This is a genomic window from Propionimicrobium sp. PCR01-08-3 (genome assembly GCF_030286045.1).
Lineage (GTDB): Bacteria > Actinomycetota > Actinomycetes > Propionibacteriales > Propionibacteriaceae > Brooklawnia.
The window spans coordinates 1,705,452-1,725,688 of the sequence record NZ_CP127390.1 but is presented as its reverse complement, the minus strand read 5'-3'; the positions used below and the strand labels follow the sequence as shown (position 1 = coordinate 1,725,688).

Annotated in this window: 19 protein-coding genes; 12 read left to right on the top strand and 7 right to left on the bottom strand. The window is 63.8% G+C overall.

Features of this window, described 5'->3' with window-relative positions; translation table 11 throughout:
- The first annotated feature begins 1 nt into the window (after position 1).
- Positions 2 to 889 carry a dihydropteroate synthase gene (gene folP, locus QQ658_RS07910; RefSeq protein WP_286024334.1) on the top strand — a complete coding sequence of 296 codons (888 nt, stop codon included), beginning with the start codon at positions 2 to 4 and terminating at the stop codon, positions 887 to 889.
- Between the two features lie 314 nt (positions 890 to 1,203).
- Here folP and bioB read toward each other — a convergent pair whose 3' ends face one another.
- Positions 1,204 to 2,274, bottom strand: a complete 1,071-nt coding sequence (bioB, locus tag QQ658_RS07905) for a biotin synthase BioB (RefSeq protein ID WP_286024333.1) — start codon at positions 2,272 to 2,274, stop codon at positions 1,204 to 1,206.
- 346 nt (positions 2,275 to 2,620) lie between these two features.
- Positions 2,621 to 3,418 (bottom strand): isoprenyl transferase, encoded by a 798-nt coding sequence (locus tag QQ658_RS07900; protein WP_286024332.1) that lies wholly within the window; start codon positions 3,416 to 3,418, stop codon positions 2,621 to 2,623.
- Between the two features lie 73 nt (positions 3,419 to 3,491).
- Here QQ658_RS07900 and recO point away from each other — a divergent pair, with 73 nt between their 5' ends.
- A complete protein-coding gene (gene recO, locus QQ658_RS07895) occupies positions 3,492 to 4,235 on the top strand; it encodes a DNA repair protein RecO (RefSeq protein WP_286024331.1) in 744 nt (247 codons plus the stop codon).
- A gap of 226 nt (positions 4,236 to 4,461) precedes the next feature.
- Positions 4,462 to 4,959 (top strand): DUF3093 family protein, encoded by a 498-nt coding sequence (locus QQ658_RS07890; RefSeq protein WP_286024330.1) that lies wholly within the window; start codon positions 4,462 to 4,464, stop codon positions 4,957 to 4,959.
- Here the strand turns inward: QQ658_RS07890 and QQ658_RS07885 are convergent.
- The 5 genes from QQ658_RS07885 to QQ658_RS07865 form a co-directional block, all read right to left on the bottom strand.
- The gene (locus QQ658_RS07885) at positions 4,934 to 6,202 is read right to left on the bottom strand and encodes a S1C family serine protease (RefSeq protein WP_286024329.1); all 1,269 of its coding nucleotides are present in this window, start codon (positions 6,200 to 6,202) and stop codon (positions 4,934 to 4,936) included. The two genes, QQ658_RS07890 and QQ658_RS07885, sit on opposite strands and share 26 nt — an antisense overlap.
- Positions 6,203 to 6,491: 289 nt before the next feature.
- Positions 6,492 to 6,953, bottom strand: coding sequence for a Fur family transcriptional regulator (locus QQ658_RS07880; RefSeq protein ID WP_502928954.1), 462 nt, complete (start codon positions 6,951 to 6,953; stop codon positions 6,492 to 6,494).
- Positions 6,954 to 7,023: 70 nt separating this feature from the next.
- A complete protein-coding gene (locus QQ658_RS07875) occupies positions 7,024 to 8,001 on the bottom strand; it encodes a metal ABC transporter permease (RefSeq protein WP_286027062.1) in 978 nt (325 codons plus the stop codon).
- A gap of 4 nt (positions 8,002 to 8,005) precedes the next feature.
- Positions 8,006 to 8,797 carry a metal ABC transporter ATP-binding protein gene (locus QQ658_RS07870; RefSeq protein ID WP_286024327.1) on the bottom strand — a complete coding sequence of 264 codons (792 nt, stop codon included), beginning with the start codon at positions 8,795 to 8,797 and terminating at the stop codon, positions 8,006 to 8,008.
- Positions 8,794 to 9,756 (bottom strand): metal ABC transporter substrate-binding protein, encoded by a 963-nt coding sequence (locus QQ658_RS07865; RefSeq protein WP_286024326.1) that lies wholly within the window; start codon positions 9,754 to 9,756, stop codon positions 8,794 to 8,796. The genes QQ658_RS07870 and QQ658_RS07865 overlap by 4 nt, the downstream gene beginning before the upstream one ends.
- A 372-nt stretch (positions 9,757 to 10,128) precedes the next feature.
- On the opposite strand from QQ658_RS07865, the gene QQ658_RS07860 reads away from it, so the two are divergent.
- From QQ658_RS07860 to QQ658_RS07820, 9 genes are all read left to right on the top strand, one after another.
- Entirely contained in the window at positions 10,129 to 11,517 is a 1,389-nt protein-coding gene (locus QQ658_RS07860) for a glycine--tRNA ligase (RefSeq protein WP_286024325.1), read from the top strand.
- A gap of 358 nt (positions 11,518 to 11,875) precedes the next feature.
- Positions 11,876 to 12,523, top strand: coding sequence for an ABC transporter permease (locus QQ658_RS07855; protein WP_286024324.1), 648 nt, complete (start codon positions 11,876 to 11,878; stop codon positions 12,521 to 12,523).
- Positions 12,510 to 13,907, top strand: coding sequence for an ABC transporter ATP-binding protein (locus QQ658_RS07850; RefSeq protein ID WP_286024323.1), 1,398 nt, complete (start codon positions 12,510 to 12,512; stop codon positions 13,905 to 13,907). The genes QQ658_RS07855 and QQ658_RS07850 overlap by 14 nt, the downstream gene beginning before the upstream one ends.
- Entirely contained in the window at positions 13,904 to 14,719 is an 816-nt protein-coding gene (locus tag QQ658_RS07845; protein ID WP_286024322.1) for an ABC transporter permease, read from the top strand. Before QQ658_RS07850 ends, QQ658_RS07845 begins: the two co-directional genes overlap by 4 nt.
- Entirely contained in the window at positions 14,719 to 15,717 is a 999-nt protein-coding gene (locus QQ658_RS07840) for a glycine betaine ABC transporter substrate-binding protein (RefSeq protein WP_286024321.1), read from the top strand. The genes QQ658_RS07845 and QQ658_RS07840 overlap by 1 nt, the downstream gene beginning before the upstream one ends.
- Before the next feature lie 313 nt (positions 15,718 to 16,030).
- The gene (locus QQ658_RS07835) at positions 16,031 to 16,888 is read left to right on the top strand and encodes a GntR family transcriptional regulator (protein WP_286024320.1); all 858 of its coding nucleotides are present in this window, start codon (positions 16,031 to 16,033) and stop codon (positions 16,886 to 16,888) included.
- Positions 16,889 to 16,990: 102 nt separating this feature from the next.
- Positions 16,991 to 17,533: an ECF transporter S component gene (locus tag QQ658_RS07830; RefSeq protein ID WP_286024319.1), complete on the top strand. Its 543-nt coding sequence runs from the start codon at positions 16,991 to 16,993 to the stop codon at positions 17,531 to 17,533.
- 3 nt (positions 17,534 to 17,536) lie between these two features.
- Positions 17,537 to 19,414, top strand: a complete 1,878-nt coding sequence (locus QQ658_RS07825; RefSeq protein ID WP_286024318.1) for an ABC transporter ATP-binding protein — start codon at positions 17,537 to 17,539, stop codon at positions 19,412 to 19,414.
- Entirely contained in the window at positions 19,398 to 20,171 is a 774-nt protein-coding gene (locus QQ658_RS07820; protein WP_286024317.1) for an energy-coupling factor transporter transmembrane component T family protein, read from the top strand. Before QQ658_RS07825 ends, QQ658_RS07820 begins: the two co-directional genes overlap by 17 nt.
- The last annotated feature ends 66 nt before the right edge of the window (positions 20,172 to 20,237 follow it).

Sequence of the window (20,237 nt, the reverse complement as noted above, 5' to 3'; positions counted from 1 at the left end):
CGTGAGTCCTACTCAGCCCGCGCCCTTGATACTTCGTGATCACGTCATTGATGCCGGTCATCCGGCGGTGATGGGCATCATCAACCGGACGCCCGATTCCTTCTATGCACCGGCCCGGTATCTCGATCTGGACGGCGGCCTTGCCTGCGCCCAGCAGATGATCACCGACGGCGCCGACATCGTCGACGTCGGGGGTGTGCGGGCCGGTGAAGACGGTGACTGGGTCAGCGAGGCCGCCGAGATCGAACGGGTGCGTCCGTTCTTGACGGTGTTGCGGGAGCGGTTCCCGGAGTTGCTGATCAGTCTGGATACCTGGCGAACCGAGGTAGCGACGGCCTGCAGCGGCCTGTTCGACCTGATCAATGACACCTGGGCGGGAGCAGACCCCGAATTGGCATTCGTCGCGGCGCGCGAGGGCGCAGGCTATGTGGTTTCGCACACCGGTGGTCTTCCGCCGCGAACCGACCCGGATGGAATCGACTACGGGCCCGGTGACGCGGTGGTCGATGCGGTGCTAGGTTCGCTGGCCGCCGACGCCCGACGGGCACTGGACGCAGGAGTCGCCAAAGAGGCGATACTGCTCGACCCCACGTTGGATTTCGGCAAGACCACCATGAACTCGTTGCGGCTGGTGGCGACCACTGAACGCGTCGTGGCACTCGGATACCCGGTGCTGCAGGCGATCAGCCGCAAGGATTTCGTGGGCGAGACCCTCGACCTGGACATCGATGAGCGGCTGGAGGGCACCCTCGCGGCGACGGCTGTCGCGGCTTGGCAGGGTGCGACCGTGTTTCGTGCGCACGATGTGCGAGCCACCCGACGGGTACTCGACATGGTCGCGTCCATTCGGGGTGATCGTCCACCGGCAAAATCCGAGCGCGGACGCTAGCCGCTTTCACGGTCACGGTAGGAGCTTCTCAAGCCGTTCTTCGTACAATTCTTCGCGGGTCCAGCCGCGTCCATTGCTGCTGCCGCTGTGGGGGCGGGCGAACTGGACAAAGTCATCGGCAGCTTTCTGCCGCCGCTCGCGTTCGGTGTCGGCTCCCGCATACTCCTCCAACCGCTGGGCGAGCACCCGGTTGACCGATTCGCCGCGCTCGATCTCTCGAATTCGAGCGCGCCTGAGCGTCTCCTCATCAACCGTGATGGTCAGGGTTCGTCATGCACTCCAGGCCACGTTGACCCATGTAGCACAGCTGTGGTTCAGGCGTTCGCCGGGAGTTTGGTTCCGATACCACGGTGACGGATCGGAACGGCATGATCGTCCATCGCCGGGGCCAGCGGCGCTGGCAACTCGTCAAGTCCCTCGGGGACGAATCCCGCATCGGCGAGCATGTGAAGGTCGGCGGCACCGGCGGCACCCTCACTGGTCAGGTAGTCGCCGAGGAAGATCGAATTGACCACCTCGAGCATCAGCGGCTGCATGGTCCTGATGTGCATCTCGCGGCCGGCCGCGGCGCGGACTTCTGCGTCCGGATGCACGAAGCGGACCATCGCCAAGATGCGCAGGCATTGTTGTGGGGTCAGGTGATCAGTCGTGCCTTCAAGGGGCGTGCCGTCGAAGGGCAGCAGGAAATTCACCGGGACCGAATCGACGCCGTGCGATCGCAGATCGAAGATGACGTCGACCAATTCTTCGTCCGTCTCGCCCATGCCCGCGATCACTCCGGAGCAGGGGGAGAGCCCGTTGCGCTTCAATACCTCGACCGTGTCGATCCGGTCGTCGTAGGAGTGTGTGGAACAGATCTCGCCGTAGTGACTGCGCGCCGTGTTCGCATTGTGGTTGTAGGCGTCTGCGCCCGCTTCTTTGATGGACGCAGCCTTCTCGTCGTCCACGAATCCCAAACAGACGCACACCTCGATGTCGGGATGGGTCTGCTTGATGTCGCTCACCATCCGGTTGACACGGTTCACCTCACGGGTGCTCGGACCATGGCCCGATGCCACCAGACAGACCCGGCGGGCGCCTCCTGTGATGCCGGCTTCGACCGCTTCATGGACGGCCCGCGGGTCGGCCCAGGAATACTTCATGATCTCCGCCCGTGACCCAAGACGCTGCGAACAATAGGAACAATCTTCGGGGCACATGCCGCTCTTGAGATTCACAAGATAGTTGAGCCGGACCCTGTTGGCGAAGAAATGTCTGCGGACCTTTCCCGCGGCGGCAAGCACTGACATCAATTCGTCATCGTCGCTGCGCAGGATTTCAAGAGCCTGCTCGCGGGTGATCGATTCTCCTTGAATGCCACGTCGGGTCATCTCTGTGAGATTCATACTGCTCCTAAAGCTCGCGGGGCTCCTCTGGTTTCAGCGACCTATAACCGGCTATAAAGGCCCGCGACGACTCCAGTTGAACACCGTTAAGGGATGAACGGTGTTAAGGATAGCTGGGGCTGGGGACGGGCATGCAGCCGGGGGTGTGACCTTGGCATTCACGGTCGCCACCGCGGCGTTGCGAATACCTGACTCCGGCGTGCAGAAACGCCCCACGAAAGCTCGAGACCATGGCAGGTGTCTGCCGTGGGTGGGGACACGCACTTCGCCGAGGACCTCATGAAGTAGGTGGTGTACGAGATGGCTCGTACTCGGCGAACAATGGTTCAGATCGCGCGAGGGACTGTCAGCGAGAATGCTCCACCTGATTGGGGATGGCGCCGCCGAAGCGGCGGTCCCTGCCTGCATAGCGTTCGACGGCAGTCCACAGATCGCGGCGATCCCAGTCGGGCCAGAACTTGTCGATGAAGACCAGTTCGGCGTAGGCCGACTGCCAAACCAAGAAATTCGAGATGCGCTGCTCGCCAGAACTGCGGACGAAGAGGTCGACATCGGGAATCTCCGGCTCGTCCAGATAGTGCCGGAAGCTTTTTTCGGTGATGTGATCGGGATCCAGCCTGCCGGCCTTGGCTTCGCGGGCGATCTGGCGGGCGGCGTCCACGATCTCGGCGCGTCCGCCGTAGTTGACGCAGAATTGCATGGTCAGCACGTCATTGTGTTTGGTCTGCTCTTCGGCCTCTTCGAGCTCGCGGATCACGCTGCCCCAAAGCTTCGGACGCCGGCCCGCCCAGCGCACCTTCACGCCGAGCGCGTCGAGGTCATTGCGACGGCGGTGGATGACGTCGCGGTTGAACCCCATCAGAAACCGCACCTCATCGGGGGAACGCTTCCAGTTCTCCGTCGAGAACGCGTAGGCCGAGAGATTCTTGATGCCCATCTCGATGGCGCCCTCGATTACCTCGAACAGCACGGCCTCGCCGGCCTCGTGGCCCTTGGTGCGCGGCAGATTACGCTGCTTGGCCCAGCGCCCGTTGCCGTCCATCACGATCGCCACATGCTTCGGGATCAGATCGGCAGGAATCGCCGGAGGTCGCGCGCCGCTCGGGTGGGGTGTGGGGGAGCGGTGCGCCGGATGTTCAACCATGTTCAGGACTTTAGACGATGGGTGACGGGTGTCGAAGCTGGGCAATTGCGCGTGGCGAGACACAATAGGAGATGTGCCGACTTACCGAGATGAAGCTGTGGTGCTGCGCACCCACAAGCTCGGTGAAGCCGACCGCATCATCACCTTGCTGAGTCGCACGCACGGCAAGGTGCGTGCGGTGGCCAGGGGAGTGCGGCGCACGTCGTCCAAATTCGGTGGCAGACTCGAACCTTTCAGCCATGTGGACGTGCAGTTCGCCCAGGGACGCAATCTGGACGTCATCACCCAGGTCGAAACCCTGCACGCCTATGACGCTCCGATGCGGGTTGACTACGGTGCTTACACGGCAGGTGAGGCCATGGTCGAGACCGCCGACCGGTTGGTCGCCGAAGAAGGCGAACCCGCTCTGCAGCAGTACCGGTTACTGCTGGGGGCCTTGCGGACGCTCGGGTCAGGCACTCCTGACGGGCCGCGACCATGCACGATGATTCTCGATTCGTATTTGTTGCGCGCATTGGCGGTGGCCGGCTATGCGCCTGCGTTGACCAGTTGTGCACGTTGCGGACTCGAAGGCCCGCACGACGGATTCTCGCCCGAGGCGGGAGGCATGGTCTGCATCGCCTGTCGTCCACCACGAACCGCGCTGCCCAGCGACGGCGCTTGGACGCTGCTGTCTGCCCTGTTGTGCGGCGATTGGGAGGTCACCGCGAAGGTGCCGGATCGGGCCCGCAGCGAGGTGAGCGGGCTGGTCGCGGCGTTCGCGGCCTGGCATATGGAGCGCGGGCTGCGCTCGCTACCGCTTGTCGCGCGCTCCTAGCGGCGATCAAGCGTGCGAAACCTTCCGCAGTTGGTGAGTTGAAGCGCAGCTCTACGTGCGGGGCTTCGCGCTGGAAACCGAATCGCGGAAGCTTTTGCACGGCCACGCCGCGAGCCCGAGCCCGTGAGCGGGGGATCGATGGCCTAAAATCATGCTGTGAAGCTTCTGGCGGCGCGGCCAGCACTGCAGATTCTTCGCTCTATGAACGAGACCGGGGTGAACATCGATGGCACGAGTGATTCCGCAGTGGGAGCGCAGGTACTGGGTGCCGATGTATCTATGGTTCGGTCTGGGCCTGGCCGTCGTGGGCATTTCGACGATGTTCATGCCGGGCATGCCCGTGGTACATTTCGGCGTTCTTTTCGGGACCGTGGTGCTGGTCTGTCTGCTGGTGGCGAGCATCAAGGTATCTGTCGGTGCCGACGGCTTGGTCGTACGTTCGGGCGTCATACCCATTCCGATCAAGAAGGTCTCGCCTGGCCAGATCGCATCGGTCGAGGCACAGGTGATCCAGCCACACGATTGGGGCGGCTGGGGATTCGCGCCGGCTCGCGACGGCTGGGCCATCATCTTGAGGCGATCGCCGGGCATCTTGGTGACAAACACCAACGGACGCAGGTTCGCGATCACGCTGCCTGACGATGATGATGCCTCGCAGGCGGCGGCCATCTTGAACTCGGCGCGAACTCCAACCCCTGCTACTTCGACGCGGCAACCGTCGTAACGGTCAGGTCGCTCGACTGCCCATCCCTCTCGACGGTCACGGTGATCTCTTGGCCGACCTGGGTCGCCCGCACCAATGCAACCAGTGATTCCGCCGATGTGACGGCGTTACCGTCCACGGCGGTGATCAGATCGCCGGAGCGGATACCGGCCTGGTCGGCGGGAGAGCCAGAGGTGACATTGGTCACTTGAGCACCCAACTGCCCCGTGCCGGTGACATCTTGCGCGCTGATGCCGATCTGGGGATGCTGTGCCGTGCCGGAGGAAATCAGCTGGTCGACCACATTGCTCACCTGATTGGCCGGAATGGCGAAACCGAGCCCGATGCTTCCCGATTCGCTCGACGACGATTCACCCGAACTCAGTGAGGCGATCGAGGAGGTGATTCCGATCAACTCGCCCGACGAATTGATCAACGCACCGCCCGAATTACCAGGATTGATCGCTGCATTCGTCTGGATTGCCGCCGTCACCACAACATCCGAGCTGCTGGTGTGCGAGACGGGAGAATTGTCGGTCGTTGCCTCGGTTGTCACCGGGCGGTTCAGCGCCGAGATGATGCCGGTGGTCGCGGTATTGTCCAGGCCGAGCGGATTGCCGATCGCCATCACTTCGTCGCCCACCTGCAACGCGGACGAATCGGCGAAGCTCATCACGGACAGATCGGCCGGCGGATCGGCCAACTGCAGAACCGCCAGATCGGTGGCGGCGTCGGTGCCGACGACGGTCGCCTGATACGCGACGTCATCAAGGGTGACGATGATGGAGGCGCCGGTTCCCACTCCTGAGACCACGTGGTTATTGGTGACGATGTGCCCCGCCGTGTCGATCACGACTCCGGAGCCGAGGCTCTCCGCTCCGTTCTGGGAGGTAACGGTCACCGATGCGACGGCCTTCGAGGCCGCCTCGGCAACCGTCGTCCAATCGGGGTTGGAGGGATCGGCCTGCACGACCTGGGTGGTGACGCCGGTGGACGACTGTCCCGCGCCAAGGTAGCTGGCGACGCCGTAGGCCGCTCCGCCGCCACCGGCCGCTCCCGCGAGTACCGCAACAGCGATGATCCCGGCGAGTTTCGAACGTGATTTGCGGGGCGCGTTCGCGGCACCGGCATCTGCCGGATTCGCGGTGAAGGTCGCCGTAGCCTGCTGCCCGAAGACCGGTTCATACCCGGGCTGCTGAGGATAATTGCTGCTTCCGGATGCCCACGCCTCACGGCTCCAAGGGTTCAGGTTCTGATCGCTCATGGTTGTCCTCCTCATCGGGTTCGGCAACCATGAAAGACGCAGAGGCTATGGGAAAGCTGTGGAAGCTCCTCTTGTCGTCCGGATTCGGTGGCTAGTGCGGGTGCGATCGTACTACGGACCGAGCTGCCACCTCCGGTCTCCGCTCACACAGGCGCGCCCGGATAGGGGTGCGGGTTCTTCACAACAACCTCGCCCGGTCTCACCACGATTTCCGAGCTTGCATACTCGCCTGACAGGCCTCGTGCTGAGCCGACAGGCGGCCGTCGGAGTGTCTCAGCAGGCGCTGGAGTCAACTCGTTGCGGGTTTACCGGAGCATTCCGGGCACAGGCCATAGACCTCGACGAAGTGCTCGGGCTCGGTGTATCCGTACTGCGCGGCGACGGCACGCGACCATTCTTCAAGCGCCTCGCCGCTCACCTCGATAGCCTTGCCACACCGCCGGCAGATCAGATGATGGTGGTGTGCCACGGAGCATTGCCGGTAGGCGACCTCGCCGTCCTCGGTGCGGATCGCGTCCACGATGCCCGCCTCTTCCAGCCACTGAAGTCCGCGGTAGACGGTCGCCAGCCCGATGGTTTCGCCCTCGTTGCGCAACGTCACGTGAAGCTGCTGTGCCGTCAGGAACTCGTCCACCCGATCGAGATGGTCGAGAATGAGTTGGCGCTGCTTGGTGAGCTTCGGTTCTGGGCGGCCGGTCTGATCGGACGCGGCACCGGTCTTCGTGTCGCCGGCGCGCGACCGGGAATCCAGGCCGGCGGGCGAGCCTGCAACGGGTTCACCCCGACGATCTCGGCCAGATTCGTGCCCGGCGTTGTCAGCTTTAGTGTTCATCGAAATGATCTCCATGAGGCGCATGACGATGGCCGTCATGCAGGTAGTCCACGTGATCGCCGTGCAAGACCGCCTGGTGTCGGCCGGCCTCGGCCATCGACTCGTGAGGCTCCGCGCGTTCGAAGACCGGCTCATCGGCGACCGGCAGCGGACGCGCGCGTCTGCGGCGCTCCAGCATGGTCGAGACCGGAAGCGTGGCGACAAAGATCACGATGGCCAGCACAACGATGGTGGCACCCGACGCAGAATCGAGATAATACGAGATCACCACGCCCGCCACCGCGCAGATCAACCCGATCAGCATCGAGGTGCCCAAGCTTCTGCGGAACCCCTGGACAAGGTTGTTGCTCGTGGCGACCGGAATGACCATCAGTGCACTGACCAGCATGAGACCCACCGTCCGCATCGAGACAGCGACCGTGACCGCAGCCATCGCCACGATGACCAGATTGAGTATGCGGGTGGGTAGCCCCTGGGTATGGGCATAATCTTCGTCCGCGCACACCGCGAACAACTGGGGTGACAGGCCAATCGCGGTGACCAGCACCAGGACCGCCATCACCGCGACGACGATCAGATCCGCGTCGTCCACCGAGGTCAGCGAACCGAAGAGGAACTGCGAGAGCATGCCTGCCCCGCGTCCGGCAAGCCCGGCCATCAACACGCCGCTGGCAAGCCCGCCATAGAACAAGATCGCGAGACCGACGTCCCCGGACGCCCGGCCCGATTGCCGGAGCAGCTCGATGATCAGCGCGCCCGCGACGCACACCACGACGGCCACCGGCACCGGTGCCTGCCCGGTCATCAAAGCCAGGCCGACACCGGCGATCGCGACATGACCGAGCCCGTCGCCGAGCAGACTGAGACGCCGCTGCACGATGTAGCTGCCAACAGCGGGGGCCATCACGCCGGTCATCGCGCCGGCGACCAAAGCCCGCACCATGAAATCGAGAGCCAGTATTGAGATCATCTCAGTTCTCCTTGGCGGGATGCGTGATCAGCTCGGGCTCAAGAATCGGGCTTCCTGTCGTGGGGGAGTCATCGGCGCAGTGGTCGGTCGGCGGCCCGGCGATCAGCGGACCACTGTAGATCACTCTGCCCAGCTGCAAGACGATGCTGCGCTGCAGAAGCGGCTCCATGGCGCCGAGTTCATGCAGCACCGAGACGATCGTCAGTCCGTCCTCGTCGTGCAGGCGTCCCAGCAAGTGCGCAAGGCTGGTTTGGGTACGAACGTCGAGGGCGGCGAGCGGCTCGTCCAAAACCAGCAGGTCGGCATGGCCCGCCAACGCCCGGGCGATCAATGCGCGCTGTTGCTGGCCGCCGGATAAATGCGCCATCGGACGAGGCCCCGCACCGGAAAGGCCGACGCGCTCCAGGGCTTCGTTCACCGCGTTCTTGTCGACGGCGCGGGGCAGCCGGAGCAGCGGGCGGCGTGACAGCCTGCCCAGCATGACGACCTCTTGCACGGTGGCGTTCGGCACCTGAAGGCGCCCGCGTTGCGGCACATAGCCGATGCGCGACCAGTGCCTGAAGTGCGCCAAGGGTGTGCCGAAAAGCTCGATCTCGCCCTTCTGGTGGGGGATCAATCCCAGCAAGGTGCGCAACAGGGTGGTCTTACCGGAGCCGTTTCCGCCGAGCAGCGCAACCACCTCGCCCTTGCCGACATCGAGATCGATATCGGAGAGAATCTGCTGATCGCCCAGCCAGGTGTCGACACCAGAAGCATGGATGATCAGCTCGCTTACTTGTTGGCGTTCGCTCACTGGCAGCCGTTCGCTTTCTGCAAAGCCTCGAGGTTGGAGTTCATGACCTCGATGTAATCATTTCCCTGCGAATCGTCGCTCAGCGTCTCAATCGGGTCGAGCACATCGGTGACCAGCCCGAGATCGGACGCAATGGTCTCCGAGACCTTGGGAGAGGCCGCGGTTTCGTAGAAGATCGTGGTCAGGTCGTTGTCTTGGGCGATCTGCTGAACCTCGGCGATGCGTGCGGGGCTCGGTTCCTCCTCGGGAGACAGGCCGCTGATGCCCACCTGATCAAGGCCGTAGCGGGCGGCCAGATAGCCGAAGGCCGTGTGATTGGTGACGAAGGTCGTGGTCGCACAATTCGCCAGACCGGACGAATACTCAGAGTCCAGATCGTTCAACTGCGAGGTCAGCTGGTCGGCGTTGGCCTGGAAGGCGTCTGCGTTGTCGGGATCGATTTGGCCGAGGACCTCGGCCGTGTGGGTTGCGATCTCTGCCATGTTCTGCGGGTCGAGCCACACGTGCGGGTCGTAGGCACCGTGGTCATGATCGTCGCCGTCTTCACTGTGGTCGTGGCTTTCCTCCTCTTCTTCATTCACGCCGTCTTCTTCGGCGGTGCGAAGGGTGAGGAAGGAGGCGGTGTCGAGCACGTTGGCCGGGGCTTGCTGCTCGACTGCCTCGTCCATCGCTGCCTGATAGCCGGACTGGTACACGACGAGATCGGCTGTCTCCACGGCGCCCACCTGCTGTGGTGAGAGTTCGAGGTCGTGGCCATCGGAGCCGGGAGCAAGCAGATTGGTCACGTTCGCATAATCCCCGGCAACCTGGGCGGCGACGAACTCGAATGGATAGGCGCCGACCACAATGCTGGTCGCCGAGTCGTCCTCATCGGCGGGTGTTGAGCATCCGGCGGTCAGCAGCAAGCAGGCGACTCCTGCGGCGGTCGTGGCATAGCGCAGTGGCTTCGAAGAGATCATGAGAATCATTATCATCTAGCTGTGCCGTGCAGGCAAATTGGATGGCCACCGATGACACTCATAGTGCATGACGACGTCCACGCCTGCCCACATGAAATACCGACCCACGTGACAATTGTGGGCACCCGGAGATGTCCGCACCATGGGGCCAAAGCTGCTTCAAGGCCGTGGGTGGCTTGTAGCAGGGCTGGGTCGTCATCGGTGCCGGACGCGGTTCATCTTTCAAGCCGGAGCAGATAGCCTAGTGGGCGGTCGTCGTCCTTGGATCCTGACGGATCAAAGCCCGAGCTCGGGTTGAGGACGTCACACCCGATGCCAGCCAGGTACCGGGGAGCCGTCCCTTTCGTGGGGACCAGAACAGTAGGGCATGTCATGGCTGAGAGCACTCTCGACAAGGTCATCAATCTGTGTAAGCGCCGGGGATTCGTCTTCCCGTGCGGCGAGATATACGGCGGCACCAAGGCGGCGTGGGATTACGGCCCGCTGGGCGTGGAGCTCAAGGAGAACATCAAGAAGCAGTGGTGGCGCTACATGGTCACCAGCCGTGACGATGTCGTCGGTCTCGACTCCTCGGTCATCCTGCCCCGAGAGGTCTGGGTCGCCTCGGGCCATGTCTCGGTCTTCAATGATCCGCTGGTCGAGTGCCTGAGCTGTCACAAGCGTTTTCGCGCCGATCAGCTCACCGAGGAATACGCCCACCGCAAGGGTATCGAGGACGCCGACTCGGTTTCGCTGGACGAGGTTCCCTGCCCCAATTGCGGAAATCGTGGCCAGTTCACCGAGCCGCGCGATTTCAACATGATGCTGAAGACCTACCTCGGCCCGATTCAGGACGAGTCCGGACTGCACTATCTGCGTCCGGAAACCGCGCAGGGCATCTTCATCAACTTCAAGAACGTGCTCAACGCGACCCGTCAGAAGCCGCCGTTCGGCGTCGGCCAGACCGGCAAGAGCTTCCGCAACGAAATCACCCCGGGCAACTTCATCTTCCGGACGCGCGAGTTCGAGCAGATGGAGATGGAGTTTTTCGTCGAGCCCGGAACCGACGAGCAGTGGCATCAGTACTGGATCGATCACCGCAAGGCCTGGTATATCGACCTCGGGCTGAGCGACGAAAACCTGCGCTTCTACGAGCACCCGAAGGAGAAGCTCTCCCACTACTCGAAGCGCACCGTCGACATCGAATACAAGTTCGGTTTCGTCGGCTCCGACTGGGGTGAGCTCGAGGGCATCGCCAATCGCACCGATTTCGACCTGACCACCCACAGCGAGCATTCGGGAACCACTCTCGAATACTTCGACCAGGCCAAGGGCAAGCACTACATTCCCTATGTGATCGAGCCCGCGGCAGGGCTGACCCGCTCCTTGATGGCGTTCATGGTGGAGGCCTACACCGAGGACGAGGCCCCCAACACCAAGGGCGGCGTCGACACCAGAGTGGTGCTCAAGCTCGATCCCCGCCTGGCGCCGGTGAAGGCGGCCGTGTTGCCGCTGTCCCGCAACGAGGCGCTGTCGCCCAAGGCCCGCGAACTTGCCGCGGAGCTTCGCAAATACTGGAATGTCGACTTCGACGACGCGCAGGCCATCGGCAAACGCTACCGCCGTCAGGACGAGATCGGTACGCCGTACTGCATCACCATCGACTTCGACACCTTGGACGACGACGCCGTGACGATCCGCTCGCGCGACACGATGGCCCAGGAACGGGTGGCGATCTCGCAAGTCAGGCCGTATTTGGCCGAGCGTCTTCCGGGATGCTGAGAGGACTGCGAAGACTGCTCGGGCGATGGGGTCTGGGCGGCTGAACTCATTGACATGAGTCCGAATCCAGGCCGAATCGAGCGAGGGGCCGTCCACTGAATGTGGGCGGCCCCTTTGCGTGTTGGCGTTTGCGTGCTCTGGTCACCCGTGCTGTACTGGTCGGCAGTGATTTTCTCCAGACACCCGGGCGAGAACTTCCGCCGCATGTTCGCAGGCATGCGGCAACCCGCGCGAGGCCGCGCGAGGTGCCTTCTGCTGAATCCGCTGGAATCGCGAGACATCCGGGTCTCGCAGCCACCGGTGCCGAAACGATGTGATCCCCAGACGAAGCCGTCCAACCCCTGACGATGGGATATTCATGTGGCAATACCTCACTGACCAATGGAGCCAGATCTGGTTCGCGTCATGGCAGCACCTGTCACTCGTGGTCCAGTGCACGGTGCTCGCGACGCTGCTCGCGATCGTTCTCGGGGCACTGGTTCACCGCAACCGCACCTTGGCCGAACTCGCGAACGGTGTCAGCGCCGTCGGACTAACCATCCCGTCGTTCGCTCTCATCGCCATCCTGGTGGTCCCCTTCGGATTCGGCGTGACCCCATCGGTGGTGACCGTCACCTTCTTCGCCGTCCTGCCGATCCTGCGCAACACGATCGTGGGCCTCAACGAGGTCGAACCCAACCTGATCGAGGCGGCACGCGGGGTCGGCATGAGCGGGCCGCGCGCATTCTTCAGCGTCGAGCTCCCACTCGCCTGGCCCGTCATTCTGGCCGGTGTCCGTGTCTCCGCCCAGATGTCGATGGGTGTCGCCGCCATCACGGCGTACGCGCTCGGCCCCGGCCTCGGCGGCATGATCTTCACAGGCTTGTCGCGGCTCGGTGGCGCAAACGCCCTGAATTCCGTTGTCGTCGCCGTCGTAGCAGTCGTCATTCTCGCCCAAGTTCTCGACCTGGTCCTCGTCGGGCTCGGCCGTCTCAGCACTCCCAGGGGGATCCGTGTTAAGCACTGACATCACCAGCACCTCCGGTGGCTCCACCGGCGACTCGTCCGCAGCCTCCTTCCCGGAGTCGGCCGACCGGACGGGGCAGGGCATCCTGCTCGAGCACATCACCAAGAAGTACTCCGGCCAGCCGCGGGCAGCCGTCGACGACATCACCATGGAGATTCCTTCCGGTGAGCTTGTCACACTGGTCGGCCCGTCCGGTTGCGGAAAGACCACGACGCTCAAGATGATCAACCGGCTCATCGAGCCGACCACCGGACGCATCACGATCGGCGATCGCGACGTCATGTCGATGAACGCCGACAATCTGCGCCGTCACATCGGCTACGTCATCCAGGGCGGAGGACTGTTGCCCCACATGACGGTTGCTGCGAATATTGCCCTGGTGCCGAAGATGCTTCATTGGCCCGCCGATCGCATCGATGACCGCATCGAGGAGCTCATGGAGCTCATCTCTTTGGACTCGGCCAGCTACCGGGACCGCTATCCCCGGGAGCTGTCCGGCGGCCAGCAGCAGCGCATCGGTGTGGCACGGGCGCTGGCCGCCGATCCTCCCGTGCTCCTCATGGATGAGCCGTTCGGGGCCGTGGATCCGCTCACGCGTCAACGGCTCCAGGACGAGCTGCTGGAGATCCAGGCGACCCTGCACAAGACGATCGTGCTGGTCACCCATGACTTCGACGAGGCCATCAAGCTGGGCGACTGGATAGCGATCCTCTCCGAGGGCGCTCACATCGTCCAGTACGACACCCCCGAGCGGATTCTCGCCGCCCCGGCGAACGAGTTCGTCGAAGGATTCATCGGTGGCGGTGCCGGGCTCAAGCAGCTCACCCTCAACAGGGTTCGGGACGCCGACCTGTGGCCGGCCGTGACCTGCAACCCCGGTGACGACGCCCGTACCGTCCTCACTCGCATGAAGGAGGCCGGCGACCACAACCATGTCGTCGTCCTGGACCGGCACAACCGGCCTCTGTCGTGGCCATCGCGCCAACAGGTCGAGCGGATGACCACGATCCCCGACAGGAAAGATCCCGCGCTGGCAACGGTCTCCGAGGAATCGACGCTCACCGACGCGCTGAGTTCGATGCTGGTCTCCAATGCGGGTGCCGCACTCATCACCGGACGCCGAGACAGTTTCCAGGGCGTCATCACGGTCGAGGTCGTGATGGACGCCATCACACGTCTGCGTACCGCCGCGCCGGGGGCCGACAGCACTCCAGTCGGCGGGAATGGCTCGGACCCGAACGCACCTGATGACGCCCCCACGACCGGAGTCGGGAACGCGGTCGGAGCGGCGGTTGCCGCCGACTCGGCCGTCACCGACGTGGCCGCCGCAGGCGACGATGCCGCGATTCCTGAGACTCCGCGCCGAGGAGATGACGAAGAGTGAGTACGGTCACTGCGTCAGCGCCAGGCGCGCCGGGGACGCCGATCCCGGTGCCGGAGAATCATCCGTCCGAGGCGAAGCGGGCACCGGCCAACCGGGCCGGAAAGGGGATGTGGATCCAGCCACTGATTGTTCTGGTGATCCTGGCGGGCTATCTCGTCTGGCTCGCCACTGCGGACCTCTCGGAGACCGAGCGAGTCACCCTGGCACCGTCGGCGCTGTGGGGCTCGACCCTGGAGCACCTGGAACTGACCTTGGTATCCGCGGTCATCGTGTTGGTGATCGGTATCCCCTTGGGGGTTCTGCTCACCCGGCGTCCGCTCCGCCGTGCCTCGGGAGTGATTCTGACCCTCGCCAACGCGGGCCAATCCGCACCCGCCGTCGGTCTCATCGTCCTCCTGGCATTCTGGCAGGGATTCACCTTCAAAGCCGCCGTCATTGCTTTGGTGCTCTACACCATCCTGCCGATTCTGCGTAACACCATGATCGGCCTGGACGAGGTCGACCCCCCGCTTATCGAGGCGTCGCGCGGCATGGGGATGAGCGGCTTCGCCACGCTGTGGCGCGTCGAGCTTCCACTGGCGACGCCCGTCATTCTCAGTGGTGTCCGCACCGCACTGGTGCTTCTCGTCGGCACGGCGGCTCTCGCTGCCTTCATCGGCGCCGGCGGGCTGGGCGTCCTCATCCAGACCGGCATGCGGCTGTTTCTGCCGAGCGTCCTGGTCTCCGGCGCTCTGCTCAGCTCGCTCCTGGCCCTGCTCATCGATTGGGTCGGACGCATCATCGAGACGTTTGTCCGTCCGAAGGGACTCTGATGACTTTTTCCCATCGTGCCCGTGTGCCGCGTGGTCGTCGCTGCTGTGCGCTTCTGTTCGGGGCAGCGGTTCTGGCCACCACCAGCGCCTGCGGTCTGCAGCCCTCGTCCGCCTATGTGCCGGCCTCAGCGCCGGGATCCATCCAGCCGATTCCCGACCTGCCCGACGACGCGCAGCTGACCGTGACGACGAAGAACTTCACCGAGCAGCTGATCCTGGGCAAGATCGCGGTGCTGACGGCTCAAACCGCGGGTTTCGACGTCACTGATCAGACGAACATTCCGGGACCCCAGGCGCTGCGCCAGCTCATGCTCGACCACACGGCCGACATGACCTACGAGTACACGGGGACGGCGTGGTTGACCTATATGGGCCACGAGGAGGGCATCCCCGACCAAACCGAGCAGTGGGAGGCCGTCCGCGATGCTGATGCCGACAACGGCCTGACCTGGCTGCCGACCGCACCCCTCAACAATGTCTATGCGCTGGCGGTGAGCGCGTCGACCGAGGAGGAACTGGGCGGCATCTCCAGCCTCAGCCAGATCGCCGACCTGCCTGTCGAGGAACGCACCTTCTGCATCGAGTCGGACTTCAATTCCCGCTCGGACGGGTTCCGTCCCATGCTCGAGCACTACGGAATCGACGTGCCCGACGACAATGTGAAGATCCTGGACGCCGGCGCCGTATACACGGCCACCGACCAAGGTGTCTGCAATTTCGGCGAGGTCTTCACCACCGACGGACGCATCAAGTCCCTGAACCTCACCGTGCTCGAAGACGACCAGAACTTCTTTCCCGCCTACAACGCCTCGCCGGTGATCGGGACCGACGTGCTCGAGGAGTATCCCGAACTCGCAGACGTATACAACCAGGTTTCGCCGAGCCTCACCAACGATGTGCTCATCGAACTCAACCGGCAGGTCGATGTCGACGGACGAGAACCCGCGGATGTCGCCTTCGACTGGATGGTCCAGGAGGGCTTCATCTCCGAGCCGTAAGCCGTCGGGGCGGCACGGTTCGGCCGCGTGAGCGAGATTGCGTCGCGACCACATTGACGGCGACATGGCCGCCGAAAGGTCTCGGTTGTGGCCTTGCCGGCCGGTGCGGCGGTTGGTTGGGGTCATCGTGAATGGTCATGGGTATCTCTTGTCTGTTCTGTTGAGACGGAGCTGCCTCTAGGACCTCAAGGGCAACCCACTGGACGGCGGCAGCCCACCGATGGTAGACATGGAGACGTCATGATGTCTCGGCTCTTGGTTGACGATAGACCGAGAACGTTGAATCCGCGTGTGATGAAGGGTGGCCCGGCAGATGGGCAGTGAGCCGCTGTACTTGCGGGTCGAGCGCAGTCTTGCGTCCCAGATCAGCGACGGCGTCTGGCAGCCGGGCGATTACCTGCCGAGCGAGCAAACCTTGCAACAGCGCTATCAGGTGAGTCGCACCACGATCCGCAAGGCGATCGGTGACCTGATCGTCGACGGTCTACTGGAGATCGACCGAGGCAACGGCACCAAAGTGACGGCCGGTCGTCCGATTCAGGCAGAAGCCAACATGATGAGCTTCAGTGCGACGATGCGCGCGCTCGGGCGTGAGCCGGGAGTCACCGGCGGGCACGCGTGCGTGATCGAGGTGACGAGCGATGAGGCCCAGACTCGCAGGCGGCTGCTGGAGCGCGATTCGGCTGACCGCGGTCTGCGGGATGATCCCCGCGAGCTGATGGCGGGAGCGGGCAGCGACGAAGCGAGCGAGCCCGGCTCGTCGGAACATGAGCCCTATCTCGATGCTGTCGATGGTTCGATCCCGTCGGGGGAGGGCCGCCTGGTTCATATTCGCCGCGTGCATACCGCTGACAATGAGCCGGTCTCAGTAAGCGAGTCGTGGTTTCCGGCGTCCGTTTTCGCCGGTGTGGATCTGGATTCTCTCGCGGCACAAGCATCTCTCTACGCAGAACTGTCCGCGCTCGACGTCGGCATCACACAGACCAGTGACCGGTACGGCTTGGCTATGGCGTCCGATCGCGAAGCCGAGTTGCTCGGAATCGCGCCGGGGATGCCGCTGCTGTGCATCGACCGAGTGGGATACACCGCTCAGAATCGCCCGATCGAGACGAGCCGCATCGTCGTGAGGCCCGATCGCTACCGGCCGACCGTCACGAGCCGAAGCACCTGATCCGGCCTCGCCGCCCAGGTCGTGACGAGCGAAAACAAGAACCTCACCACTCGGCGTGCCAATCCTTCGCCGGGTCCTCACGAAAGAAGTAGGTAGGAAACCATGAGTAATGCCCAGACCACTCCCAAACTTGAGGAGCGGGCTCACGATCAATCAGCCGGTGGGCTGTCGGCCCGCAAGCTCGCCATCATGGCGATCTTCATCGCGTTGTCGGCAGTCGGTGCGCTGATCAAGATCCCGTCGCCGGTTGGCACCGTTGCGTTGGACGCGGCACCCGGCTTCTTCGTGGCTCTCGGTTTCGGGGGCTGGATGGGCGCCGTCGTCGCACTGGTCGGCCACCTGCTGACCGCGGCGATCACCGGATTTCCGCTGACCTTGCCGGTGCACCTGGTGATCGGAGTGGGGATGGGGGCCTGCGCCTGGGTGTTCGGCTGGTTGGGACGCAAGGGCACCGCCGGCCTGGTCGCGGGTTTCGTGCTGGCGCTGCTCATCAACAGTCCGGTGCTTGCGCTGATCATGCTGCCGATGGGCGGGTGGGCTCTGTACATTGCCACCGTGCCCTCGCTCGCCGTCGGTGCGGCCGTCAACCTTGCCATCGCGACCATCGCTTATCTGCCGCTGCGCAAGACCCGCCTGTTGAGTTGAGTCGTGCCCCAAGACCTGAATGCCGAGTCGGTCGGCTTTCGTTATCCGAAGTCGTCGGTTGACGCGCTGCACGAGGTCAGCGTGGGATTTGCGGCCGGCTCGAGCACCGCTGTCATGGGCGCAGCCGAGGCCGGAAAGTCGACGCTGCTGCAGACTATCACCGGAGTGATCCCGAACGGTGACGGTGGTGACCTCAACGGGCAGATCCGCTACGGACTAGCGGATTTGGCTGACTACCGGGTGCAGACCCTGACGCAATACATCGGGCTGGTGCTGCAAGACCCGGCCAGCCAGGTCATCGGACGCACGGTCGGCGAGGACGTCGCCTTCGGCCCCCGCAATCATCTGATTCCGCGTGCGGAGATCAGGCGGCGAATACAGGATGCACTCGAAGCGGTGGGGCTTGCGGGCTTCGAAAACAGGGCCACTGGCGAGCTCTCCGGGGGCGAACTGCAGAGGCTGGCGATCGCCGGGGTGCTGGCGATGGGCCCGGAGGTGCTGTGCCTCGATGAGGCGACCTCCGAGCTCGATCCCGATGGTGCGCGCGACGTACGCCGGGTCGTGGCGGCATTACGCAGGCAAGGCATCACGGTGATAGCCGCCGAGCATGATCCGGTGGCCGTGCTGAGCCGGGCGGAGCACGTCGTCGTGTTGGACCATGGCCAGCTCGCCTGGCAGGGACCTCCTGCCGACCTGTTCGCCGATCCCGATCGTGCGGAGAAGATGGGTATCCGCCCGTTGCCGATGGCCCGGCTCGGACGAGAGCTTCTGCGCGCCCGGCCCGAATGGGCGCTGAACCTGCCGGTCGGCGGGAGGTTGCCCATCACCGTTCCGGAAATGGCCGATTGGCTGCGGCGCGTGTTGGCGCTTGGTGGTCCGTCGTATTCGGGCGACAACGGCCGCCGTCACGCAGATGACGCTCTGTCTGCTCGTTCAGTGGAAACCGGGCGAACCGACTCAGACTGTCCTCACATCGTGACGGTCGGGCAAGAACTCGCAGCCACCGCATGCCTCGTGCCGCTCAATGACCAAATGCCTTGTCCTGATTCTCCGGCAGACGGGACCGGGATACGAGCCGGGCGGCCGGTGATCGAGATCGAGAACCTACATTTTGGCTACTCAGCCGGGGACGAGGTGCTGCACGGCATCGACCTCACCATCGGTGCGGGCGAGTTCGTTGCGTTGATCGGGGCCAATGGTGCCGGTAAGACGACGGTGGCCAAGCACCTGAACGGACTGCTGCGTCCGGCTTCGGGAAGCGTGCGGATCTGTGGTGAAGACATCGCCGATCAGCCGACCTGGAAGCTCGCCGGACGCGTCGGCTATGTCTTCCAGAATCCCGACCACCAGATCTTCTGCAAGTCGGTGGCCGAAGAGGTCGGGTACGCTCTGCGGATGGCCGGGCGTCCGGACGCCGAAGTCGCGCGGAAAACCGCCGAGGTTCTGGAGTTCACCGGCCTTTCAGGGGTGGCAGATGAGAACCCGCTGACCCTCACCAGAGGACAGCGGCAGCTGGTCGCTATGGCGTCCATTCTGGTGGTCGAACCGGAGATCTTGGTGATCGACGAGCCGACCACCGGCCAGGATTGGCGAGGTGTCCGGTCGATCATGCGCCTGATCGACCGACTCAACCAGCAGGGCACCACAATCGTGATGATCAGCCACGACATGGAGCTCGTCGCCGAGCATGCGAGCCGGGTGATCAGGATCGAAGACGGACGCATAGTCGCCGATGGCCCCGCTGAAATGCAGGTCAGCACGCAACTGGGTGAACTGTGGCGGACGCTGTTCGGCCTGGATATTTCACCTCGTCTCAGCGTGGCGGCAGCTCAATTGCTCGAGCTTTGCGGGAAGGAAAGCAACCGTGAGCGCAACGCTTGATCTTCCGGCGAGGCTCGCCCTCTTGCTGGCGACGACCCTTGCGGTGATGAGCTTCGCGCATCCGCTGTGGAATCTCGGCGTGCTTGCGGCGTTGTTCGCGATTGCGGTTTGGCAGCGGCTGCCGCTGCGATCGGCATGGCCACTGATCAGGGCGTCGCTGGTCGTGTTTCTTCTGGTCGGGTTTTGCGCTGCCTTTTCCACCTCGGCGCGGATGATTCATGATCCCGAGCACCTGCGGGTGATCGGCGAATGGGGGCCACTGCGGTTCACCGTCGGCGGTGTGCTGATGGGCTGCACCTTCGTGTTGCGGATGCTCGCGATGATCCTTGCCACCTGGATGGCGATGCACGACATCTCCGTGGACGACGTGCTCGATCTCGCGGTCCGCTGGCATCTGCCGAGCTGGCTGTCGATCCTCGTTAGTTCAGCCATGGCGGCCATCCCGAATCTGGCCAGACGCCGCGAACAGATCCAGCAGGCTCAGCAGGCCAGGGGGCAGCGCATCGACGCGGGCAACTTCGTCCAACGCTGGAAGGCGAATGTCGCGATCGTCGTACCGTTGCTCACCAGTTCGCTGGTGACGGCCGAGAATCTCGGGATCGCGCTGAGCGTGCGTGGCTACGGGGCCAATCGGACGATGATCGTCATGCACGACATGGTCAGGCGTCCGGCCCAAGTCGTGCTGACTACCGTGTTCATTGTCCTCGGGGTCCTCGCCGCCGCCGGACGCATCGCCTTCGGCTGGGGCAGGATCTAGGCCATCAAGAGTCTCGATGACATGTAGCGTGCGGCCGATGTTGTTTTCTAAGGATCGAGTGCTCTG